The organism is Mucilaginibacter sp. R-33 (assembly GCF_049949235.1).
GTDB lineage: Bacteria > Bacteroidota > Bacteroidia > Sphingobacteriales > Sphingobacteriaceae > Mucilaginibacter.
Genome location: NZ_CP188089.1, coordinates 2,424,614 through 2,444,657 on the forward strand (window position 1 = coordinate 2,424,614; position 20,044 = coordinate 2,444,657).

A 20,044-nucleotide genomic window follows, 5' to 3' on the forward strand; every position below is an offset into this window, starting at 1 on the left:
TGCGCTAAGTTATACAATTAAGCGCTTATGCTAAAACTCGCTACCGTTGTTTAACCAAAAATGACCTATGCTGTATATTTTCGGTCCTTAACAGGTATAACCAATTTTAACCCCGACCAAATTTCATCAACCGCGCAAACCTTGATATCAACTAAACCAATCTGCAAAGCGAAGTTCCTGATCAGATCCTCCGTAATATCAGTAACTACTTTTGAAGCTTTTTTGGGCCATGATATCCAGATCATGCCATCCTGTTTTATTTGATTCATCAGTTCGGGCAGCTTAGCCCGGTATTCATCAACACGTTTACTAAATAAATGAATTATATCATTCTCAAACGAACCTTCATCTGCAAAATAAACATCAGGAGGCATGTCTGTAAACAGATCAAGGTAATAGGCGGGTGCATTTATCAGCATAAGCTTTGCCCCAGCCTTTATACCCAGCTTTTTTTCCAATGGAGTGCCCGAATAACCTGCCATTACAGTATATCTTTGAGGTGATGCAACATATGGTCAACATAATCGGCCGCAAGCCATTCAACGGTTTGTAGGTTAGGTTCCTGTTTGCTGTTGTCACAACGTGCGCTTAACCTGCCGGGCGGGTAATTTGTTAATACCCGTACAATTTGCAGGTTTAATAATGCCCAAAGATCTATTAATTCGTTAATATCAGCATCTTGATAACGTGCAGCGGCAACCCACTCTACCTGCTCATAGGTAAGCCTGAAGTTTTCTTCATAGGTGCAGCGCACAAAACGCTGCAGGTTAATTTGAGCGCTGTCGATCAAATGACCGATCACCTCTTTTTTTGACCATTTAGCCGGAGATGCTTTGTAAGCCCAGTCAATATTCCGGCCTTTAAGTTGTTTTACGTTATTTATAATTCCGTTGAGTTTATTAACTGTATCGTTCATTTATTTATTTTATGGGTAGGATAAAAATATCAGCATTTCATATTAAACTACAAAAGCGCTAACTTCAAAGCCTTAAACATTACTATGGCGCTTAACTATATCTGGATAGCTTTTTTTGTAATTGCATTTGTAGTTTCACTCATAAAATTAGTTTTTTTTGGCGATACGGAAGCTTTCAAATTATTGGTTGAAGGATTATTTAATTCGTCCAAGTCGTCGGTAATGGATATTGCTCTCCCGCTGATAGGTTCAATGGCATTTTGGCTCGGCATTTTAAATATTGGTGAAAAAGCAGGTGCTATTAACTTTTTATCGCGGATAGTAAGACCATTTTTTAGCCGGTTATTCCCGGATGTACCTAAAGATCATCCGGCTACGGGCCAAATGATGATGAACTTTTCGGCTAACTTAATGGGGCTTGATAATGCCGCTACCCCGCTCGGTTTAAAAGCTATGGGCAGCCTGCAGGAACTTAATCCTGATAAAGAAACTGCCTCAAATGCCCAGATCATGTTCCTGGTACTGCACACATCGGGCCTGCAATTATTGCCGGTTACCATTATCGCGCAAAGGGCAATACTCAACTCGAAAGATCCCGCCGAAGTGTTTTTACCCTGCATCATTGCCACCTATGTAGCCACAGTAGTTGGCCTCATTGCGGTAGCTATCAAACAGAAGATCAACCTTTTTGACAGGGTTATTATTGCCTGGCTCGGCGGTGTAACTGCTTTTATCACGTTGGTGGTATGGTATTTTACCACCCAGCTAACCAAAGAGCAGATCAGTACGGTATCATCTGTTATCAGTAATGTGATGCTGTTTACTATACCGGTAATATTTATTGTGGGCGGCCTTATAAAAAAGGTAAACGTATTTGAAGTTTTTGTAGAGGGCGCTAAAGGCGGCTTTGAAACCTCAGTAAAGATAATTCCCTATCTGGTGGCTATGCTGGTTGGGATCAACGTGTTCAGGAATTGCGGCGCGTTAGATTATATGAATGAAGGGTTACGCTGGGTTTGTGTTCAGTTTAATTTAGATACACGCTTTGTAGATGCTATGCCCGTGGCTTACTTAAAACCACTTAGTGGTTCAGGTTCAAAAGGTATGATGATAACGATAATGCAAAATTTTGGTGTAGATAAATTTGCAGGTAGACTGGCTGGGATCTTTAATGGCTCGGCAGATACTACTTTTTATATCGTTGCCTTATACTTTGGTTCGGTGGGCATTAAAAAGTCACGTTACGCTATTCCTGCCGGGCTTATAGCCGATTTGGCCGGCGTTATTGCGGCTATATTTATTGCTTATCTATTCTTTGGTCATCAGCCATAATTACTACATATAAAAAGGGGTGACTTTTATTCATCAATTAAATTGCTACTTTTATTGCACCCTTTATAAACTAATGACTCAAACTTATCTTCAAGAAAAGCAGCTTAAAAAAAAACGTGCTATGAAAGGCGTATACGCCATTATCATCGCTGGTATAGTATTTATTTTTATTATGGTAAAGTTTGCCATATCTGGCGGTGTTACGGAGGTGCTTTCATTTAGCAAAATGCCTAATGCCGATGACGCTTATAAAATTGCGAAGGAATTTGTAACTCCAACTATCCGCGATGGAAATCCCTCCTTTCCCGACGATAAATACCAGTTTGGAAAAAAGGCCGACTCTGTTTTTATTATCAAATCGTATGTTCTTTCAACAGATAGCCAGGGTGAAACAAACCGTACCAATTTTGAAGTGATCCTGAAATATAACGGCGGCCCCAAATTTCTGAAAAAGAACTGGAACCTGGTTGATATTAACGAAACATCCGAATAAAGAAAGGTAAGTCGATAGTATAGAGTCGGAAGTCGCCAATCTGTTTTTTTGCTTTTCTATACTTAGAACTCATGCCTTAGGACTAAGCTTAATTTATTAATAACGATACTCTATTTAAACGCCTTATGGAAGAAACCGGAAATGAGTTGATAGAAACAGCTACTGCGCTTATAGGGCGCTCCCAATATCAAACAGTAGTTAACAGCGGTGGGCATGGCCTTATAACCGATGAACCCCTTGAAGCCGAAGGCAGTAATACAGGCATGAACCCGTTTAGCTTGTTACTGGCGAGCCTTGCAAGCTGCACTGTGATCACCCTACGTATGTACATCAACCGCAAAATGTGGCCTATAGAAGAAATTAAAGCCGATGTTGACATGTTTAAGACGTTAACCGGCACATATATTGAAACCAGGCTTAGCTTTAAAGGCGAAGTAAGCGATGAGCAACGAGACCGCCTGCTTAAAATAGCTAATGCCTGTCCGGTTCATAAAATACTGGTTGGCAATATTGATATTAACACTGTTATCAGCACATAAAAAAGCCCGCGCGGCAAAAAGCTACGCAGGCTAAATCACTCTAAAACAATCACCTCTTAAAAAAAGAAGTAAGTAAAATAATTTAAACAGAAAGGTAATTACCTGGCTATTAAACTATTTGTGAGTACAAATGTACCTATAAATAATAGCCGCAGTGCTCAACAGATGGTTCATTTGACGGCTAACTGACAGTACAGCCTATTTATACTTTCAAATGACTTTAAGCCATTAACCCTTTGATAAAAATATCGAGCAGGAGCAGTTTCTTGGTATGGATCTCTTCAAGATGCTCTTTACGGGGGAAGTTAGTTTTCTTTTGAGATATGGCACCAACCCTGATGCCATGTAAAGCGTCCATCAACACATCAACAACTTCTTCAGGGTTTTCCACAGGCTTTATAGCGCCTTTTTCAACCTCTGTTTTAATAGCATTGCTTAACAGGCCCAGTTCGGCGCTGTGTACCTCGCCAACTATCTGCCAGATGGCCTCGGGAAGATTTTGCTCATTGAGCCTGAAAAAATCAAAAAAATTGTAATTATTAACAATAAACTCGTGATGGGTATTTACCTGGAAAGTAAAAGCATCTTTTAAATTGGCAAAACTATTTAACCTGTTTTCGAGCGTTTTAAGATAATCGGTGGCGAGTTTACGCATTACAGCGATATACAGCTGGCTTTTGTCGGGAAAATAGTAATACAACAGGGCTTTCGACATGGAAAGATCACCTGCTATTTCATTCATCGTAGTTTTAGAATAACCGTAATGTAAAAAGCGCTGGTGCGAGGCCTCTAAAATTTTCTCCCTTTTAATATCCTGCTGGTCATTCGCTGCTGCCATGTGAAAAATTTTGCTTAAAAACAGGTAAACAAACAAGTCAATACAATCGATTTCCTGACTTTTTTAACAAAACTATCAAAAATTCATTAAATAAATGTAGCAACACCCGCTCACAGGTCATTTGCTAAAACAATTTTACATTCCAACTATTTTATACGGGAAAGAAGCATGTGATTATGGATATAGAAACCAGACTGCCGCCCGATTTGCTTGAGTTTTCACAACAGATCCCCTCTGTTGCCTGGAACCTGATCATTATCGTTTCGGCGATACTCATAGGCCTTTTTACCAAATTTATCATAACCAGGTTATTTAAAGTGTATGCCCGGCGAAAGGATACTGATTATTCTATCCTGCGATCAATAATTGTAAACCTGGGACCGGCAGTGGCTTATTTTATACCCTTATTCATACTCAACCTGTTTTCGCCGTTGATGAGGATGAACAAACTCTACTATCAGCCCTTCGATAAAACTATCGAGATTTTGCTTACCATATCATTTGCAGGCTTGCTTGTACGTTCTGTACGGATCCTGGAAGATTATATTTATCACGCTTATGATCTTAATAAAGTAGATAACCTTAAAGAACGTAAGGTGCGGACACAGATCCAGTTTATCCGTAAGATCATTGTAGTAACCATCATCTTTTTAACTATAGCCATTATCCTGCTTAGTTTTGAAAGTATGCGTAAGATAGGTACGGGTTTGCTTACCGGCGTTGGCATTGGTGGTATCATAGTTGGTTTTGCCGCGCAAACCTCATTGGGTAATTTACTCGCAGGCTTCCAGATCGCTTTTACGCAGCCAATCCGCATTGATGATGTTTTGGTTGTGGAGGGCGAATGGGGGCGCGTGGAAGAGATCACCCTCACTTACGTGGTTTTAAAGATCTGGGACGAGCGGAGGTTGATACTGCCCATTAATTATTTTATTCAAAAGCCCTTCCAAAATTGGACACGTACGTCGGCAGATATCTTGGGTACCGTGTTTTTGTACATGGACCACACAGTCCCGGTTGATGCTATACGCGAAGAATTTGAACGCCTGATAGTTAAATCAAACTTATGGGATAAACGGGTTAAAGTAGTACAGGTAACTGATGTTAAAGAACACACTATCGAGATCAGGGTACTAATGAGTTCCCGTACCTCATCAGATGCTTTTGACCTGCGTTGCTATATCCGCGAAAACCTGGTAACCTTTATTCAAAAGAATTATCCCGACAGCCTGCCCCGCTCGCGTAACGAGATCAGCAACCTGGGAGAGCTTGAAAAATATGTTCAGCCTGCAACCGGGGCATAAATCAGCTTGCTTAAGCCAAAACCCGATCCTATTACCAAAGCATCTTCAATCGCGCCAATTAATGGGTCGGCAATATGATTTGCCTTAACTGTGTTTTTTCGCAGGAAGTAGCTTCCGTAGGTGGCTGCTACTGCCACTGCCCCTCCTATCAGTGCTCCGGTTAATGCTTTACCGCCAACAGCTTTATAAATACTTGCGCCGGCCAAAGCACCTGATAGCCCCCTTGCCGCTAACCCGGCGGGTTCTATACGGTTTGGAGTTGAAGGTAATTTATCCGCAATAACTTCAGTAACCGATAAGATCTTTAAAACAGCAGCCACGGTTGTTGATTGCATGAACCTTAGCGGTGATTTTTCAAGTTGCTTTGATGGATGATGACTTAATACATGCGTAGTTACAACAGGGGCAGATAAGGTACGCATACCGGCTAATGTACCAAGGCCTATTACCGGCCAAAGCGGTTTTGATATTTCAAGTTTCATGGCTGTGATAAACGTTTGCATAAAGAACCATAAATACATTATTATGTTTTATTTAAAAACTGTCATAAAATAAAACAGCCGCAATCTTTCGACAGCGGCTGTTTGTGTTACTAATGGCTCTTTATTTTAAACTGCTTCTGTTTCCAATACCTCCACATGTTTAGTTTCAACCGATTTTTTACCGAACAGCCTTGCTTTAAGATTATAGCGGATGAGGTATAAACACGGTACAAGGATCAATGTAATAATAGTGGCAAAACCTAAACCAAAGATCATTGTCCAGGCCAGCGGGCCCCAGAATGCAACGTTATCACCACCAAAATGGATATGCGGTGCAAAATGGGTAAACAAGCCCACGAAATCAATATTAAAACCAACGGCCAAAGGTATCAAACCCAAAATAGCTGCAGTTGCAGTTAACAATACAGGCGTCATACGGGTATGGCCGGCTTCAACCACCGCATCGTGGATGCTTACCCCCTGCTCCAACAGCATATCGGTAAACTCAACCAATAAGATCCCGTTACGAACAACCACACCTGCCAGCGCAATGATACCGATACCTGTCATTACGATAGACATGGTCATGCCAAATACGCTAACCCCCAGCAATACACCAATAATACTAAAGAGGATCTCGCTGATAATAATAAGCGTTTTACCAATTGAGTTAAACTGGATCATTAAAATAACAAGAATAAGCCCAAATGATACACCAAGGGCGGAAAGCAGGAAATTCATGGCTTCCATTTGGTCTTCCTGGCCACCACCCTGGCGTATGATAACGTTATCTGGCTTTTTGAAGTTATTAAGAGCTTTTAAAATATTGGCGTTAACTTCATTAGGGTTGTTAGGCTTAATAACATTTGAACCAAGTGTTAAAACCCTGCGTTGCTGTTTACGCTTGATATTGCTGTACGTAGTTGTATAACGTACATCAGTAAAAGCTGATATTGGCACCTGGCGTATTGTTCCATTCATTGCCATATCGCGATAGGTTATTTTTAAGTTTTTGATTTCATCAATACTGCCTCGCTGATCTTCGAGCGCTCTTACTTTTATTTGATAATCATCCTCTTTAGTATTTCTAAAGTCAGCTGCTTTTTTTCCAAAAATAGCGGTTGCCAAATTATCAGTAATCTGCCCGGACGATATTCCTTCCCTGTTAGCACGCTCACGGTCAACATCAAATACTATTTCAGGCTTATCACTTTGCACATCGGCAATAAGATTTTCGATACCAGCAATATTCTGTTTTGCTAAGTAATTTTTCAATCGCGTGCCTGTCGCTACCAAAGTATCTAAATTATCACCAACAATTTCAATACTTATATCCTTTTGTACAGGCGGGCCACTATTTTCTTGGGTTACTGATATTTTAGCGCCAGGAACACCTTGTACAGCTTCACGTATACGTTTGAGTATTGCTTTAGTATCTTTTCCGTTTCGCTTACCAAACTCAACAAAAGCAACTGTTATTTTGCCTTTATTCTGGTAGTCACTTTGGTCTTCATCTGTGGGATCATTTACTCCCTTTGTAACATTTGAAATAACTGACGACACAATATCCTTATCAGGCTCAACAACTGTTGCAACCTTTTTTTCTAACTGCCTGGTTACTTCGTTAGTATAAGCTTGATCAGTACCGATAGGCAACGTAATATAGACGTATGCAAAGTTAGGGTCGCCGGAAGGAAAAAACTCCGGAGTCTTTCCTCGTACTGCCATCAGGAAAATAGCAAAACCAAATAAGCCAATGGTTCCTACCAAAACGGTTACAGGTCTGCGAACAGCGCGTTCAAGCCATTTGGCATACCAATTTTGAAATTTGGGCCAGGCGTTTTTCTGAAATCTGTCAATAATCCGCAGCAGGAAGAAATGATTGATCAGATATAATACCATGATCAGCACCATCAGGTTGCCAAAACCAATATTGATCAAGTAACCGATTACCGCAGCGATGGCCAAAAATATCATAGCCCTTTTTGTAGGCCTGTCAAACTTAGGGTTATCATGCTCACCATCATGATGAGGTTTCATAAAATCAACCGCAAATACAGGGTTAAAGATATAGGCTACCACCAACGAGGCCAACAAAGTAATGATCAGTGTTATAGGCAGGAAAAACATGAAATGGCCAATCAAACTATTCCAGAATGCCAATGGTATAAATGGAGCCAAAGTGGTCATGGTCCCTGAAAACACTGGCAAGAAAACCTCGCCTGCAGCCATTTTTGCGGCCTCCTTAATCGGAACCTTTCCGTTAGCAAAAATACGGTGTGTATTTTCTATCACCACAATAGCATCATCTACCACAATACCCAGCGCTAACAAAAACGAGAACAACACGATCATATTGAGCGTAAAGCCAATAGCAGGCATCACCAAAAAGGCTATGAAGCATGACAATGGAACCGAGAGCGCAACGAAAATAGCATTGGTTGTGCCCATGAAAAACATCAGGATAACGGTAACCAGCAAAAAACCAATAACAATCGTGTTGATTAAGTCGTTTAACGTTGTGCGGGTTTTGTCAGATTGATCCCCGGTTACTGTAATATCTAATCCTTTGGGAAATACTGTCTTCTGCTTAAGTTTGATCAGGTCGTTGATTTTGTCTGAGGCTTCTATCAAGTTTTCACCCGCCCTTTTACTTACATTAAGAGTAATTACATTTTTAAAATTAGGGTTGGCATTAGTTTTCAAACGAGCGTAGCTTTCCTGCTCAAGAAATGAATCCTTCACTTCCGCAATATCCCTAAGATATATTGGCTGTCCTTTAGGGTTCCTGATTACCATTGCTTTTACTTCATCAGCATTTTTAAAATCCTGCTTGATATCAATGGTACGTCGTACTCCATCTGTTTTCACTGTGCCCGTAGAGGCTAATATATTTTCGTTTCCTACAGCTGTAGTAATATCATTAAAGGTAAGCTGCGCCGCGGCCATTTTATTGATATCGACATTTATTTGAATTTCTGGAGTCAATGCGCCCACCTCGTCTACTTTAGAGATTTCTTTAAATCCTTCTATTTCATCTTTTAACGCGTCTGCATATTCTTTAAGCTTTTTGAGGTCGTAATTACCCGATATATTTATATAAAGGATAGGGATATCAGCCACATTAATATCTGAAATAGTCGATTCCTTAAGATTTGGATCCCCCTGCGGAAGATCCTGCTTCGCTTTATCAACAGCTTCCTTAACATCTGTTTTCGCATCTTTTATATCAATATCAGCATTGAACTCCGCAGTAATTACCGAAGCGTTTTGAATTGAATTAGATGTTACCTTTTTTAAACCTTTTAATGATTTCAGGCGTTTTTCGATTTGCCGGGTTACCAAATTTTCAATGTTCTGCGGTGATTGCCCCAGAAACTGTGTTGTGACAAACACCTTTGATTGCGCTATATCCGGAAAGTTTTCCTTAGGCAGGCGATTATAACTTATCAGGCCAAGTGCAGTGATCAGGAACATGAGCACATAAATGGCTGTTTTGTTATCAATGGCCCAGCTTGAAGGGCCAAATTCTTTTTTTACATCTTTCATAATGAACAGATCAATTGGTTAATAACTAATTGGCCGACTGAACAACTTTGATCTTATCGCCATCCTCTATTTCAGTTGCACCTTCAACAACCAGCTGGTCGCCGGCTTTTAAGCCTGATAATATCTCTGTTTGGCCACCATAAGTAACACCCGATTTTACATTTACCTGTTTTGCAATACCATTCTGATTTACAAAAACATGGTCGCCGTTCTCTGATTTCTGTATAGCTTTAACCGGCACTGCTATGGTATTTGTTTTTGAATAATCAGCAATTTTTAAAATAGCGGTCATATTAGGACGAAGTGTGCTGCGCTGCGGTAATCTGACTTCCACACCAAAACTACGTGATGTTGGATCAATAGCTTTGGCGGCAAAAGTTACCTTGGTAACCAATGAATCCTTAGCATCCGGAATCAATATTTTAACATTGTTACCTGTGTTTACACTGCTTGCGTATGATTCAGGAACATCGGCCTTAACTTTTAACACATCGGCATTTACAATACGGATCCCCGTTTGGCCGGGTGTGGCAGCCTGCCCCAGTTTCAGATCCATTTGATCTACCGTACCAGAAATTGGCGATATAATGCGGTATAAGCCCGATTGTCTTTTTAAGGAAGCCAAAGCTTTCCGATTACTTTGTAATGCGGTTTGAGCTTGCAGATATTGCACTTCGGTGCCAATTTTCTGATCCCAAAGGTTCTTTTGACGATCAAACAACTGTTGACTCAAGCTAACCTGTGCTTCAGCTTGTGCTATATTTTGTTGCATAACACTATTATCCAATTGTGCTAACACCTGCCCTTTACTTACATGCTGGCCGGGCTTTACATAAATAGCTGTAATAATTGCTTGTGCCTGCGGATAAGCCGTAACATTATCCTGCGCATCTATTTTACCCTGGATCTGTACATAGTTGGTAAAGCTGCTATTCTTCACTTCAGTAACACTAACATCCGTGGTTTTAGCCGAATCGGTAGTACCCATTTCAGCCTGCAGCTTCACAATCTTTGCATTGAGATCCGATTGTTGCTTTTGCAGATCAGCCAGTTCGGCCTTTTTATCTTTGGGTTTACCTGAGCATGCAGCCAGTAAAACCAGGAAAGGTATGTATATGAATTTTTTCATTTTCATTGTTATATAGTGAGTTTAGTGTTGTTGTTATTTAATTCGTCCGTAAGCTTTGTCAAGGTCAACTTTGCTAACCAGGGCATCATAAAGGCCCTGTATATATTTATTATCAGCATCTTCAAGGCTGGTTTGGGCCTGCGTAACTTCGATGCTTGAGCCTACGCCTTGCTGATATTTTATTTTTGAAACACGCAATACCTCTTGTGCAAGCTGCTGGTTACGTTTTTGATTATTAAGCGATTGTAAACCATTAATATACGATACGGTTGCCACCTTAGCATCAAGGTTTATGGTATTTTTAAGGTTAACCAGGTCGTTTGTTGACTTTTGCACTTCAATTTTTGCCTGCCTTACCTGGTTAAGCCTTTGCCCGCCACTGAAAATCGGAACGTTAAGCGTTAAACCGATATAACTTGAAGGAAAAACCTGGCTATAAAGTTTGCTGAAATTATTATCCTGGTACGACGCCGCATAGCTGCCATTAGCGCTTAATGTTGGCAAATAAGTTGACTTTTTGTTTTGCAGATCAAGCTCGTTCAGCTTTTTCTGAGTCTCCTGTAAAGAGTATTCTATGCGGTTATGGTAAAATCCTGTATCTACCGCTAACTCTGCAACATTGTTATCAAGACTAACATCACTTAGTTTATCTTTCAACACAAGGTTTTGATCAACAGGCATCCCCATCTGAAACTTCAGCATCTGATAGTTCAGTGCCAGTGAGCGGATTACATTTTCGCGGTTGGTTATCAGGTTATTATACTGTACCGTAATGCGGTCTACATCAATCTTTTCAACAAAACCCTGCTTATTTTGGGCTACAGTTTGGTCAACCTGCTGTTTCAACTGGGCAATATTGGCGTCGTACAACTTTATTTGTTCGTCACTTACTAAAACCTGGTAATATGCTTTAGTAACCGCAACATTGGCTTCAATCTTTGAGCGGGTATAATTGCGCTGTGAAAGCTCACGATACGTCCTTGAAGCCTTTAAACCAACAAGATAACTCCCGTTAAAAAGGATCTGGTTTAAACTAAGACCTAAGTTAGATTGGTATTTTACACCAAACTTAACCGGAACGAAGGTGCCCGGGGCACCAAAAAACTCGCCCGGTAATAAAGTGGTTGGTATTTTCAGATAATCCTGGAATGAAGCGGAACCACTGATTTGCGGCAAGCCGATCCCGGTAGTTTCCTTTACCTTATATTCAGCACTTTTGATATCGAGGGCCGAGTTTACAACTGTATTCTGATGCTCATAAGCATAATTAACACAGTCCTGAACCGTAAAATTATACGTTTGTGTGTTAGGCGCTGCTTCCTGCGCATAGCTTTTAAAGGCTATGGCACAAAACACAGTTGCCGTGTAAAATAAATATTTCATTATATATATTGTGGTTGAGTGATTTGATTTCATTTAAGCTGATACAAATTTGATGCAGTTAGTGACAACCCTGTGTCAGCATGTTATTCATTATTAATATTCTTATACTCATTAAGCAGCTTGTAGCCCTCAAGTGTACAAATGCCATAATTAAAATGATCTAAAAACTGAACTTGCACTTTCCAGGGACTAAACTCTGCTACAGGGAATATTGAAGTATTAAAGCCCAACTCTACCTGGTTAACCCGCATGCGTGCCATTATCTTTACGTCAATATCCTTACGAATGTAACCCTGTCCCATTCCTTTAATTAAAAGCTCTTCCATTTTTTGGATCAACACCCCGGCCTTGAACTGTTGAAAATCGTCCCAGGCTTCAGAATGATACTTTTGCAGGTCGTGGATTACAATAGGGTTGATCCTTGAAAATATTTCCTCCGAGCATTTAGTCATGTTGATCATCTCCTCAATTACATTGTTTGATCTGTTGATGATGTCATTCATCTGATCTTCGTCTTCCTTTAGTTTCTTTTTTGTAAGCGCGACAACTAACTCGTTCTTGTCCTTAAAAAATTGATAGATCGTTTTTTTTGACATACCAAGATGCCTGGCAATATCATCCATGGTGATACTTTTAATTCCCGCAGTTAAAAACAGCTCCTCGGCACCTTTTATAATTCTTTCTGTTTGACTCATTGACTTTCCGGGTCAAAACTAAGGAAACATTTTTTGAATAAAAAGTTTCCATTCATTTTTACTTTTCCATTACAAACACTTGTTTATTTTTAAAATCCATTTAATAAATGCTTATTATCCTGTGGTTTAATTGTGAAGCTTTTAATCTGCCGGTGGCACCTCAAAAATGATTACCTTTGCAAAAAATTATTACCCACTCTCTTTTTATTATATGACGCTTACTTCACTTTCAGCGATCTCGCCTATTGATGGCCGTTATAGAAACACCACCGCCGATCTTGCCGGATACTTTTCAGAATTTGCCCTTATCAAGTACCGTGTATTTGTTGAGATAGAATATTTCATAGCACTGGCCGAATACCCACTACCTCAGTTACAATCATTTGATAAAAATCTATCGGAAAAGTTACGCGACATTTACAGGAATTTTTCGGAAGATGACGCTGAGAGTATCAAAGTGATTGAAAAAACCACAAATCACGATGTTAAAGCCGTTGAATATTTCATTAAAAAAGAGTTTGATAAATTAGGTTTGGAACCTTACAAAGAGTTTATTCACTTTGGCCTTACTTCTCAGGATATCAATAACACAGCTATCCCGTATACCTTTAAACTGGCATTAAATAACAGCTACTATCCTGCCATTAATGACCTGGTTAATATCCTGAAAGCATTTGCTGCCGAGTGGGAAAATGTTCCCTTATTGGCGCATACCCATGGCCAGCCGGCTTCGCCAACCCGTTTAGGCAAAGAGATCCTGGTTTTTGTTGAGCGTTTGGAAAACCAGCTTGAGCTGCTAAAACCTATTCCAAATTCGGCCAAATTTGGCGGCGCTACCGGTAACTTTAATGCGCATAATATTGCTTACCCGGCCATCGACTGGAAAGCATTCGGCAATAATTTCGTGAACAATATATTGGCATTAAAGCGTTCACAGTTTACCACGCAGATTGAGCACTATGATAACTTTGCTGCTCAGTGCGATGCATTGAAACGCGTTAACAATATCCTGATTGATCTCGACCGTGATATGTGGACCTACATATCCATGAACTACTTTAAACAAAAGATCAAAGCGGGCGAAGTTGGCTCATCGGCCATGCCGCATAAGGTTAACCCTATCGATTTTGAAAATTCGGAAGGTAACTTGGGCATCGCTAATGCTTTGTTTGAGCACCTTGCGGCCAAATTGCCAATTTCAAGGTTACAGCGCGACCTTACCGACTCGACCGTATTAAGGAACATCGGTGTACCTTTTGCACATACATTGATCGCCATTAAATCAACCGTAAGGGGATTAAACAAGCTGTTATTGAATACCGATGCCATTAATGCCGATCTGGAAGCTAACTGGCCGGTTGTTGCTGAAGCCATCCAAACCATATTAAGGCGTGAGGGCTACCCTAATCCATATGAAGCCCTGAAAGATCTTACCCGCACCAATCAGCAGATCAACGCCAGCACAATAGCCGAGTTTGTTGATACGTTAGATATAAGTGATGTTATTAAAGATGAGATCAAAAAGATAACGCCGTTGAACTATACTGGTATTTAATCTGCAGATTTCAAATGTGCAGATGTGCAAATTATATTATGATTTTTTGATGCTTTAATTATACATCAATTTGCACATCTGAAATCTGCACATTTGAAATTTACTCATCTGCACATCGGAAGTCACATCAAAGAAATGTCATAACAAAGTTTAGGGTAGCTTTTAATAAAAAAGGTAGTTAAATTTGTTAATTAGATTGAATAAAAACACGAGACGATGAACATCAACGTATATACCGAATTAACGCCGAACCCGGCAACTATGAAATTCATAGTTAATAAACTGCTTATTAATGGCAGTGTTGACTACCCTACTAAGGAAAGTGCCGAACATTCACCTTTTGCAAAGGAACTGTACAAGTTTTCGTTTGTAAATGGTGTTTTCTTTGCCAGCAATTTTGTTACCATTACCAAAACTGAAGGCAGCGACTGGGCGGATGTTGAGCCGATAATGAAAGAGTTTGTTAAAGGCGCCGTCGAATCAGAGTTAAAGATCCAGTTAGAGGAAGAAGCTGAAGCCGGAAACTTTGAAGGCACTGAAACCGAAGTGAAAATTCAGCAGATCCTGCATGATTACGTTCGCCCGGCTGTTGAGCAGGATGGCGGCGCTATTTCTTACCGCTCATTTAACGAGGGTGTTGTAACTGTTGAGCTTCGCGGTTCATGCAGCGGCTGCCCGTCATCAACCGTAACCCTTAAAGCCGGTATCGAAAACCTGCTTAAACGTATGGTTCCTGAAGTTACTGAAGTGGTTTCTGAAGCGTTATAATATTATTGATTGGGGGTTTCGAGCCCTGTTACTTACACGAAAGCCTTTCATGAAAATGAGAGGCTTTTTATTTTCAAATTGTTTGGATTCTATTTGATTATGTTTAACCATTGAGCTGCTAACTCTTCAACATAATCCACAAATGTGTCTATCCCCTTAAGGTATGGAATGTGTATTGCGGTTGCCTCTCCATAAATTCCACGCAATCAAAATCATGGTCATGTGAAAATAAAAAGACATTGCCGTTGTGGGGATTATACATGCTTAAAGAGCCATTTGCCTCTTCAGCAAATGCCACAAAATCAGAAAAGTTAATTGGGGTACAATTCTCATCATCACACATCGTTTCGTAATAGTCGTCATAGTCTCCTATTCCTCTTGACGATTCTGTACCCAAAAACATGAAATTCTGATTGTTGGTAAACGAATTCGCCGGCTGATTAAAAGCTTCCCTGATACCACCAATAATTCTTATAAGTAACTCATGCTCAGAAATCATTTCAACAAAATAAGTTTCAGGGTCTTCTATTTCATTTAGCCAGCCACAAATCAGGTTTTCTTTGGTATTCCACGCCAACAATAAATATCTTACATCCTCAATATCAACAAATGTAACTCTGGCCTTTTTTATTAATGAAGTAAGTTTGGGAAATGTGTCTTCAAATTCAACACTTAGTCTTACATCTCCTTTTTGTAACTGAACATTCGAATCTGGTTTCACAAACCACCTGACCTCGGTTTGAAACGCTTTAAAATCGTTGTTGTCTTCCATAACAATCGTGACTTGATCTTGTTATTTCCATGTAAAAAACAAGTTTAGATTTATATTACAAGTGATAAAGGAATGCTGGACGCATCGACGAATGCCGAAACGTGATTAGATGCCTATTTGAAATACTTCCCTATCACCTGCAACATCTCCTCTGTTATTTTCCCGTTAGTCGCCAGTAACTCCCGGGTATCCAATACCTCAAAGCCACCCTTAAAGTTCACTACTTCACCTCCTGCTTGTTTTACAATTACAATACCGGCGGCAACATCCCAGGCGTTGAGGTTGTACTCATAAAAAGCATCAAAACGACCGCAAGCTGTATAGGCCAGATCAACAGCGGCTGAACCTAAACGGCGTAAGCCATGGCTGCTGCGCATCAGTTCCGTAAACAATTCGATATAGGCGGTCTGCTTGGTAAAATCGTAATATGGGAACCCGGTTGCCAATAAGCTGGTGCCTATTGTGTTGTTTTTACTTACACTGATCTCTTTACCGTTCAGGTATGAAGGCGAATCTTTCCAGGCATAGAAACATTCATCAAGGTTTATTTCATATATCACACCTGCTATCAGCTCATCATATTCCTTTAAAGCGATACTTACGGAAAATGCAGGTACGCCATGAATAAAATTGGTAGTACCATCAAGCGGGTCGATGATCCAGTTGTACCGTTCGCCTATTTTAGTAGTTGTTTTTTCTTCGGTAATGAAACCGGCCTCAGGCAAAATTTTGCTCAGGCCTTTTACAATGGTTTCTTCGGCGGTTTTATCAACATATGATACCATATCGTTGAGTCCTTTATATTCTATTTTATCAGGATCAAACGCTTTACGCTCCTGCCTGATGAAATCACCTGCCTGTTTTGAAACTTCAATTACCTGGTTTAGGATGTTCGCTGTTTGCATGGTTATGTTTTAATGAAAGACTAAATGAAAAAGCCTTATGGATAAAAAAACTTGCGAAGAACAGGCTTAGCGCCGCCGAGATCCGCGCTACCGTAGGGTTAAAACTGCAAGCCTGGATCAATATTTTCACAACAGATAAGTTGGCGAAAAAGCCGATGATAGCCACTGTTACAAAACGCGAAAACTGTTTGCGGGGCGCCGATTTCGATTCATTGAATACCATATAGCGTGTAATCAAAAAATTAACTACAACGCCCATAAAAAATGATAGAGCCAGCGAAACGGTATAGTTGCGAACCGTAAGTCCGAAAACCTGATAAGTATGTTGAATAAGCAGGTTATGATAAAAAAGGTAAAATGCGGAAACATCTACCAAAAAACCAGCCCCGGCCGAAAGTACAAATCTGAATACTTGGTTATTGATCAATCTGCCTTTTGATTTGCTATCAGCCATTTGTTGTGCCCGGTGCTTTCTTTTCTTTGTTTAATCCTGTTACGATAAGTGCAATGCCACCTAAAACCATGATCACAGAGATCATCTCGGCCTGAGTAAATGAAACACCGGCAACAACATATTTGGTATTAACCCTGATGAGTTCGATAAAAAAACGCTCAACGCCCGCTAATATCATATATACACCAAACAAAACACCCGGAGCTTTAAAAATGTGCCTTATTTTCCATAATACAAAGAACAGTAATAAACAAATTACACTCTCATAAAATGAGGTTGGATAAACCGGATATGGCAACTCATGGCAAAACTTGCCCACACAATTAACCATCTGTACACCTTCATCGTTCACGTTATGCGGAAATTTAAAACTCCACATCCAATCGGGCGCCCAGCTTAACCAATGTGGCTTTGGTGCCAGGTTAACTATACCCCAATCACCATCGCCGCTCATCTGGCAGCCTATACGGCCTAAAGCGTAAGCCAGCATCATACCCGGGCCGCCAATATCAAGCATATCTAAGGGTTTAATGCCGTGCTTATTGGCTATATATAAAACCGCCGCGCCACCGCATATCAAACCACCGTAAAAGGTTAAACCACTAAAGCCTATCAGCATGCCAACGGGGTCTTTCATAAAGTCGCCCCAGTTTTCCAGTGCATTAAACAGTTTAGCACCAGCAAAGCCAAACACCGCAGCCCATAATAATATACTCCCCATCAATTCGTTTGGGTGCACATCAACATCTTTGGTTACCGGTTTGTCTAACTTTTGTTTTTGAGCCTCTTGCCACGCCCAGTACGCAAATGCTGCAGCCCCAAGGATCCCACCTATCCAGTTGCCTCGCAGGGATAACAAAAACTCCTGCGGGTTATCTATAAGAGCCTGATAATTGAGAATACAATCAACAATTTTATAGCCTAAAACAAAGCCAAATACACCATTACCTATCAATTCGGTATTTGAAGCGGGCAAACCTATAGTAACCCGTTTTTTAAAAGTATGGATTACGCCCAACGCTTCTTTGCGTTTAAACTCCTGGCCAAATGCCCAGTAAGCGCCAACAAAAGCTATCGCCACAAAAAAGCCAAAGGTTTGTATAGGCAAAGGAAGATTAAAACCAAAAAGGTATTTCAGTAACGATGTAAGCGTTGGAAACATAGGTTATATTTTAAGGCGAATATAGAATTTAATGCACTAATATTTCTTCGCCTTCTGTTATTTCAACATCACCATCAGGTGAAATATTTGTTAGATGCACCGTTTTTAACTCGTTAACCAGTACAGGATCATACTTGGTTCGTACCTTTACATAATTACGGGTAAAGCCATGCATAAAGCCATCTTTAATATCGCCCTCAAATAAAACTTCCTCATTTTTACCAAGCTGGCTTTCATAAAAAGCACGGCGCTTTTTATCCGACAGGATATGCAGCATTTTACTCCGTTCCCCGCGTGCAGAGCCGGGTACCGCGCCCGTCATCTGAGCGGCCAAAGTATTTTCCCTTTCCGAATAAGTAAATACGTGCAGGTACGATATATTAAGTTCGTTGAGGAAGTTATAGGTATCGATAAAATCCTCCCTTGTTTCGCCGGGGAAACCAACAATAACATCCACGCCAATGCAGCAATCGGGCATCAGCTCTTTTATCCTGGCAACACGGTTAACATACAAATCGCGTTTGTAACGGCGGCGCATCAGCCCCAGGATCTTATCCGAACCTGATTGCAGCGGGATATGAAAATGCGGTACGAAACGTTTTGAAGCAGCTACAAAAGCGATGATCTCGTCGGTAAGCAGGTTAGGTTCTATAGATGAGATCCTGAAACGGTCGATACCTTCTACCTCATCAAGGGCCTTAACCAAATCAAAAAACTTGTCTTCGCGTTTACCGTTCCGGATCCCGAAATCACCAAGGTTTACACCGGTAAGCACAATTTCTTTTACGCCCGACTCAGCAATTTGCTTTGCCTGCGCAACAACGTTTTCAATAGTATCGCTCCTGCTGGCGCCGCGGGCCAGCGGAATGGTACAAAACGTACAGGAATAATCGCAGCCATCCTGCACTTTCAGGAAAGTACGGGTACGGTCGCCAAAAGAATATGCGGGAACAAACTCATTAGCTTCAGACACCGGCTGATTAAGCACCAGCGCTTTTGGCCTTTTAGTTAGGTCGGTAATATGATCAACTATCTGGAATTTTTCGGCAGCGCCAAGCACCATGTCAACGCCGGGGATTTCAGCAATTTCCTGTGGTTTTAGCTGCGCGTAGCATCCTACTATGGTTACGTAGGCATTAGGTGAAATTTTAAGCGCCTCTTTAACAATCTTCTTACACTTTTTATCGGCATTGTCAGTTACCGAGCAGGTATTGATCACAAAAACATCCGGGGTTTCGGTAAAATTTACCGTATCATAACCGGCCTGGTTAAACAGCCGACCAATTGATGAGGTCTCTGAGTAATTCAGCTTGCAGCCTAAAGTGTAAAAAGCGACTTTCTTGTTCATTTCAATCGGCAAAGATAATGTTTTTTAAAGAAATGCCTATTTCAGCAATTTCACTTCAAGGTAAAAAGTAATTGTAAAATTATGGGTGTCCCAAAATCGCCATTCCCAAAATAAAATTGGTTTTGCTTTTGCCGCTTTTTTAAAATGTTCCATTTTTTGAGAGTGAAACACAAAACATGATTTTTATGAAACATATTGATAATCAAAGCTTTAATATTCTACCTGAAACACCAATAAATATTTGATTATCAACTACTAAAACTTTAAGGAGTACAAAATCAACAGTTAAGGGCGTACATATATTTTCGGCTTTTTTTGATGTTTTTTGAGTTTTTTTGAACCTGCAGGGCGTCTTGACAATACCCGCTGACAAAACAGTGCCACCATTGTTGCTTTAGTTTTTCAATAAACAAGAGGCTC

General features: G+C 40.4%; 19 protein-coding genes. 6 read left to right on the plus strand and 13 right to left on the minus strand.

What is annotated here, in order from left to right; all coding sequences use genetic code 11:
• Window positions 1–65: 65 nt before the first annotated feature.
• Window positions 66–482 (minus strand): DUF3052 domain-containing protein, encoded by a 417-nt coding sequence (locus tag ACP26M_RS10210; RefSeq protein ID WP_426588522.1) that lies wholly within the window; start codon window positions 480–482, stop codon window positions 66–68.
• Window positions 482–916, minus strand: coding sequence for a DinB family protein (locus tag ACP26M_RS10215; RefSeq protein WP_426588524.1), 435 nt, complete (start codon window positions 914–916; stop codon window positions 482–484). The genes ACP26M_RS10210 and ACP26M_RS10215 overlap by 1 nt, the downstream gene beginning before the upstream one ends.
• Window positions 917–1,000: 84 nt before the next feature.
• Here ACP26M_RS10215 and ACP26M_RS10220 point away from each other — a divergent pair, with 84 nt between their 5' ends.
• From ACP26M_RS10220 to ACP26M_RS10230, 3 genes are all read left to right on the plus strand, one after another.
• A complete protein-coding gene (locus ACP26M_RS10220) occupies window positions 1,001–2,248 on the plus strand; it encodes a nucleoside recognition domain-containing protein (RefSeq protein WP_426588526.1) in 1,248 nt (415 codons plus the stop codon).
• Between the two features lie 121 nt (window positions 2,249–2,369).
• Complete coding sequence (locus ACP26M_RS10225) at window positions 2,370–2,741, plus strand: hypothetical protein (RefSeq protein WP_426588527.1); 372 nt, start codon at window positions 2,370–2,372, stop codon at window positions 2,739–2,741.
• A gap of 125 nt (window positions 2,742–2,866) precedes the next feature.
• The gene (locus tag ACP26M_RS10230; RefSeq protein WP_426588529.1) at window positions 2,867–3,280 is read left to right on the plus strand and encodes an OsmC family protein; all 414 of its coding nucleotides are present in this window, start codon (window positions 2,867–2,869) and stop codon (window positions 3,278–3,280) included.
• A gap of 220 nt (window positions 3,281–3,500) precedes the next feature.
• Here ACP26M_RS10230 and ACP26M_RS10235 read toward each other — a convergent pair whose 3' ends face one another.
• Window positions 3,501–4,118 (minus strand): TetR/AcrR family transcriptional regulator, encoded by a 618-nt coding sequence (locus ACP26M_RS10235; RefSeq protein WP_426588531.1) that lies wholly within the window; start codon window positions 4,116–4,118, stop codon window positions 3,501–3,503.
• A gap of 176 nt (window positions 4,119–4,294) precedes the next feature.
• Between ACP26M_RS10235 and ACP26M_RS10240 the strand changes: the two genes are divergently transcribed.
• Complete coding sequence (locus ACP26M_RS10240; protein ID WP_426588533.1) at window positions 4,295–5,422, plus strand: mechanosensitive ion channel family protein; 1,128 nt, start codon at window positions 4,295–4,297, stop codon at window positions 5,420–5,422.
• Here the strand turns inward: ACP26M_RS10240 and ACP26M_RS10245 are convergent.
• The 5 genes from ACP26M_RS10245 to ACP26M_RS10265 form a co-directional block, all read right to left on the minus strand.
• On the minus strand, window positions 5,401–5,904 hold the full coding sequence (locus tag ACP26M_RS10245) for a DUF4126 family protein (protein WP_426588535.1): 504 nt from the start codon (window positions 5,902–5,904) through the stop codon (window positions 5,401–5,403). The genes ACP26M_RS10240 and ACP26M_RS10245 overlap by 22 nt on opposite strands.
• A gap of 126 nt (window positions 5,905–6,030) precedes the next feature.
• Window positions 6,031–9,453 (minus strand): efflux RND transporter permease subunit, encoded by a 3,423-nt coding sequence (locus ACP26M_RS10250; RefSeq protein ID WP_426588536.1) that lies wholly within the window; start codon window positions 9,451–9,453, stop codon window positions 6,031–6,033.
• A 25-nt stretch (window positions 9,454–9,478) separates the two neighbouring features.
• Complete coding sequence (locus ACP26M_RS10255) at window positions 9,479–10,582, minus strand: efflux RND transporter periplasmic adaptor subunit (protein ID WP_426588538.1); 1,104 nt, start codon at window positions 10,580–10,582, stop codon at window positions 9,479–9,481.
• Between the two features lie 33 nt (window positions 10,583–10,615).
• Complete coding sequence (locus ACP26M_RS10260; protein WP_426588540.1) at window positions 10,616–11,965, minus strand: TolC family protein; 1,350 nt, start codon at window positions 11,963–11,965, stop codon at window positions 10,616–10,618.
• Window positions 11,966–12,048: 83 nt separating this feature from the next.
• Window positions 12,049–12,660 (minus strand): TetR/AcrR family transcriptional regulator, encoded by a 612-nt coding sequence (locus ACP26M_RS10265; protein ID WP_426588542.1) that lies wholly within the window; start codon window positions 12,658–12,660, stop codon window positions 12,049–12,051.
• A gap of 211 nt (window positions 12,661–12,871) precedes the next feature.
• Between ACP26M_RS10265 and purB the strand changes: the two genes are divergently transcribed.
• Both purB and ACP26M_RS10275 read left to right on the plus strand, forming a co-directional pair.
• Entirely contained in the window at window positions 12,872–14,215 is a 1,344-nt protein-coding gene (gene purB / locus ACP26M_RS10270; protein WP_426588544.1) for an adenylosuccinate lyase, read from the plus strand.
• Window positions 14,216–14,431: 216 nt separating this feature from the next.
• Complete coding sequence (locus tag ACP26M_RS10275; protein ID WP_426588546.1) at window positions 14,432–14,983, plus strand: NifU family protein; 552 nt, start codon at window positions 14,432–14,434, stop codon at window positions 14,981–14,983.
• A gap of 148 nt (window positions 14,984–15,131) precedes the next feature.
• Here ACP26M_RS10275 and ACP26M_RS10280 read toward each other — a convergent pair whose 3' ends face one another.
• The 5 genes from ACP26M_RS10280 to mtaB form a co-directional block, all read right to left on the minus strand.
• On the minus strand, window positions 15,132–15,755 hold the full coding sequence (locus ACP26M_RS10280; RefSeq protein WP_426588548.1) for a hypothetical protein: 624 nt from the start codon (window positions 15,753–15,755) through the stop codon (window positions 15,132–15,134).
• A gap of 113 nt (window positions 15,756–15,868) precedes the next feature.
• Window positions 15,869–16,660, minus strand: a complete 792-nt coding sequence (locus tag ACP26M_RS10285; protein WP_426588550.1) for an inositol monophosphatase family protein — start codon at window positions 16,658–16,660, stop codon at window positions 15,869–15,871.
• Entirely contained in the window at window positions 16,626–17,114 is a 489-nt protein-coding gene (locus ACP26M_RS10290; protein WP_426588552.1) for a GtrA family protein, read from the minus strand. The genes ACP26M_RS10285 and ACP26M_RS10290 overlap by 35 nt, the downstream gene beginning before the upstream one ends.
• Complete coding sequence (locus tag ACP26M_RS10295; RefSeq protein WP_426588554.1) at window positions 17,107–18,276, minus strand: prolipoprotein diacylglyceryl transferase; 1,170 nt, start codon at window positions 18,274–18,276, stop codon at window positions 17,107–17,109. Before ACP26M_RS10295 ends, ACP26M_RS10290 begins: the two co-directional genes overlap by 8 nt.
• 28 nt (window positions 18,277–18,304) lie before the next feature.
• Window positions 18,305–19,624, minus strand: coding sequence for a tRNA (N(6)-L-threonylcarbamoyladenosine(37)-C(2))-methylthiotransferase MtaB (gene mtaB / locus ACP26M_RS10300; protein ID WP_426588556.1), 1,320 nt, complete (start codon window positions 19,622–19,624; stop codon window positions 18,305–18,307).
• Window positions 19,625–20,044 lie beyond the last annotated feature (420 nt).

What these genes read in the sequence shown, in the direction of transcription:
- ACP26M_RS10210 (WP_426588522.1), bottom strand. Translation starts at nt 482, where the DNA reads ATGGCAGGTTATTCGGGCACTCCATTGGAAAAAAAGCTGGGTATAAAG.
- ACP26M_RS10215 (WP_426588524.1), bottom strand. Translation starts at nt 916, where the DNA reads ATGAACGATACAGTTAATAAACTCAACGGAATTATAAATAACGTAAAA.
- ACP26M_RS10220 (WP_426588526.1), top strand. Translation starts at nt 1,001, where the DNA reads ATGGCGCTTAACTATATCTGGATAGCTTTTTTTGTAATTGCATTTGTA.
- ACP26M_RS10225 (WP_426588527.1), top strand. Translation starts at nt 2,370, where the DNA reads ATGAAAGGCGTATACGCCATTATCATCGCTGGTATAGTATTTATTTTT.
- ACP26M_RS10230 (WP_426588529.1), top strand. Translation starts at nt 2,867, where the DNA reads ATGGAAGAAACCGGAAATGAGTTGATAGAAACAGCTACTGCGCTTATA.
- ACP26M_RS10235 (WP_426588531.1), bottom strand. Translation starts at nt 4,118, where the DNA reads ATGGCAGCAGCGAATGACCAGCAGGATATTAAAAGGGAGAAAATTTTA.
- ACP26M_RS10240 (WP_426588533.1), top strand. Translation starts at nt 4,295, where the DNA reads ATGGATATAGAAACCAGACTGCCGCCCGATTTGCTTGAGTTTTCACAA.
- ACP26M_RS10245 (WP_426588535.1), bottom strand. Translation starts at nt 5,904, where the DNA reads ATGAAACTTGAAATATCAAAACCGCTTTGGCCGGTAATAGGCCTTGGT.
- ACP26M_RS10250 (WP_426588536.1), bottom strand. Translation starts at nt 9,453, where the DNA reads ATGAAAGATGTAAAAAAAGAATTTGGCCCTTCAAGCTGGGCCATTGAT.
- ACP26M_RS10255 (WP_426588538.1), bottom strand. Translation starts at nt 10,582, where the DNA reads ATGAAAAAATTCATATACATACCTTTCCTGGTTTTACTGGCTGCATGC.
- ACP26M_RS10260 (WP_426588540.1), bottom strand. Translation starts at nt 11,965, where the DNA reads ATGAAATATTTATTTTACACGGCAACTGTGTTTTGTGCCATAGCCTTT.
- ACP26M_RS10265 (WP_426588542.1), bottom strand. Translation starts at nt 12,660, where the DNA reads ATGAGTCAAACAGAAAGAATTATAAAAGGTGCCGAGGAGCTGTTTTTA.
- purB (WP_426588544.1), top strand. Translation starts at nt 12,872, where the DNA reads ATGACGCTTACTTCACTTTCAGCGATCTCGCCTATTGATGGCCGTTAT.
- ACP26M_RS10275 (WP_426588546.1), top strand. Translation starts at nt 14,432, where the DNA reads ATGAACATCAACGTATATACCGAATTAACGCCGAACCCGGCAACTATG.
- ACP26M_RS10280 (WP_426588548.1), bottom strand. Translation starts at nt 15,755, where the DNA reads ATGGAAGACAACAACGATTTTAAAGCGTTTCAAACCGAGGTCAGGTGG.
- ACP26M_RS10285 (WP_426588550.1), bottom strand. Translation starts at nt 16,660, where the DNA reads ATGCAAACAGCGAACATCCTAAACCAGGTAATTGAAGTTTCAAAACAG.
- ACP26M_RS10290 (WP_426588552.1), bottom strand. Translation starts at nt 17,114, where the DNA reads ATGGCTGATAGCAAATCAAAAGGCAGATTGATCAATAACCAAGTATTC.
- ACP26M_RS10295 (WP_426588554.1), bottom strand. Translation starts at nt 18,276, where the DNA reads ATGTTTCCAACGCTTACATCGTTACTGAAATACCTTTTTGGTTTTAAT.
- mtaB (WP_426588556.1), bottom strand. Translation starts at nt 19,624, where the DNA reads ATGAACAAGAAAGTCGCTTTTTACACTTTAGGCTGCAAGCTGAATTAC.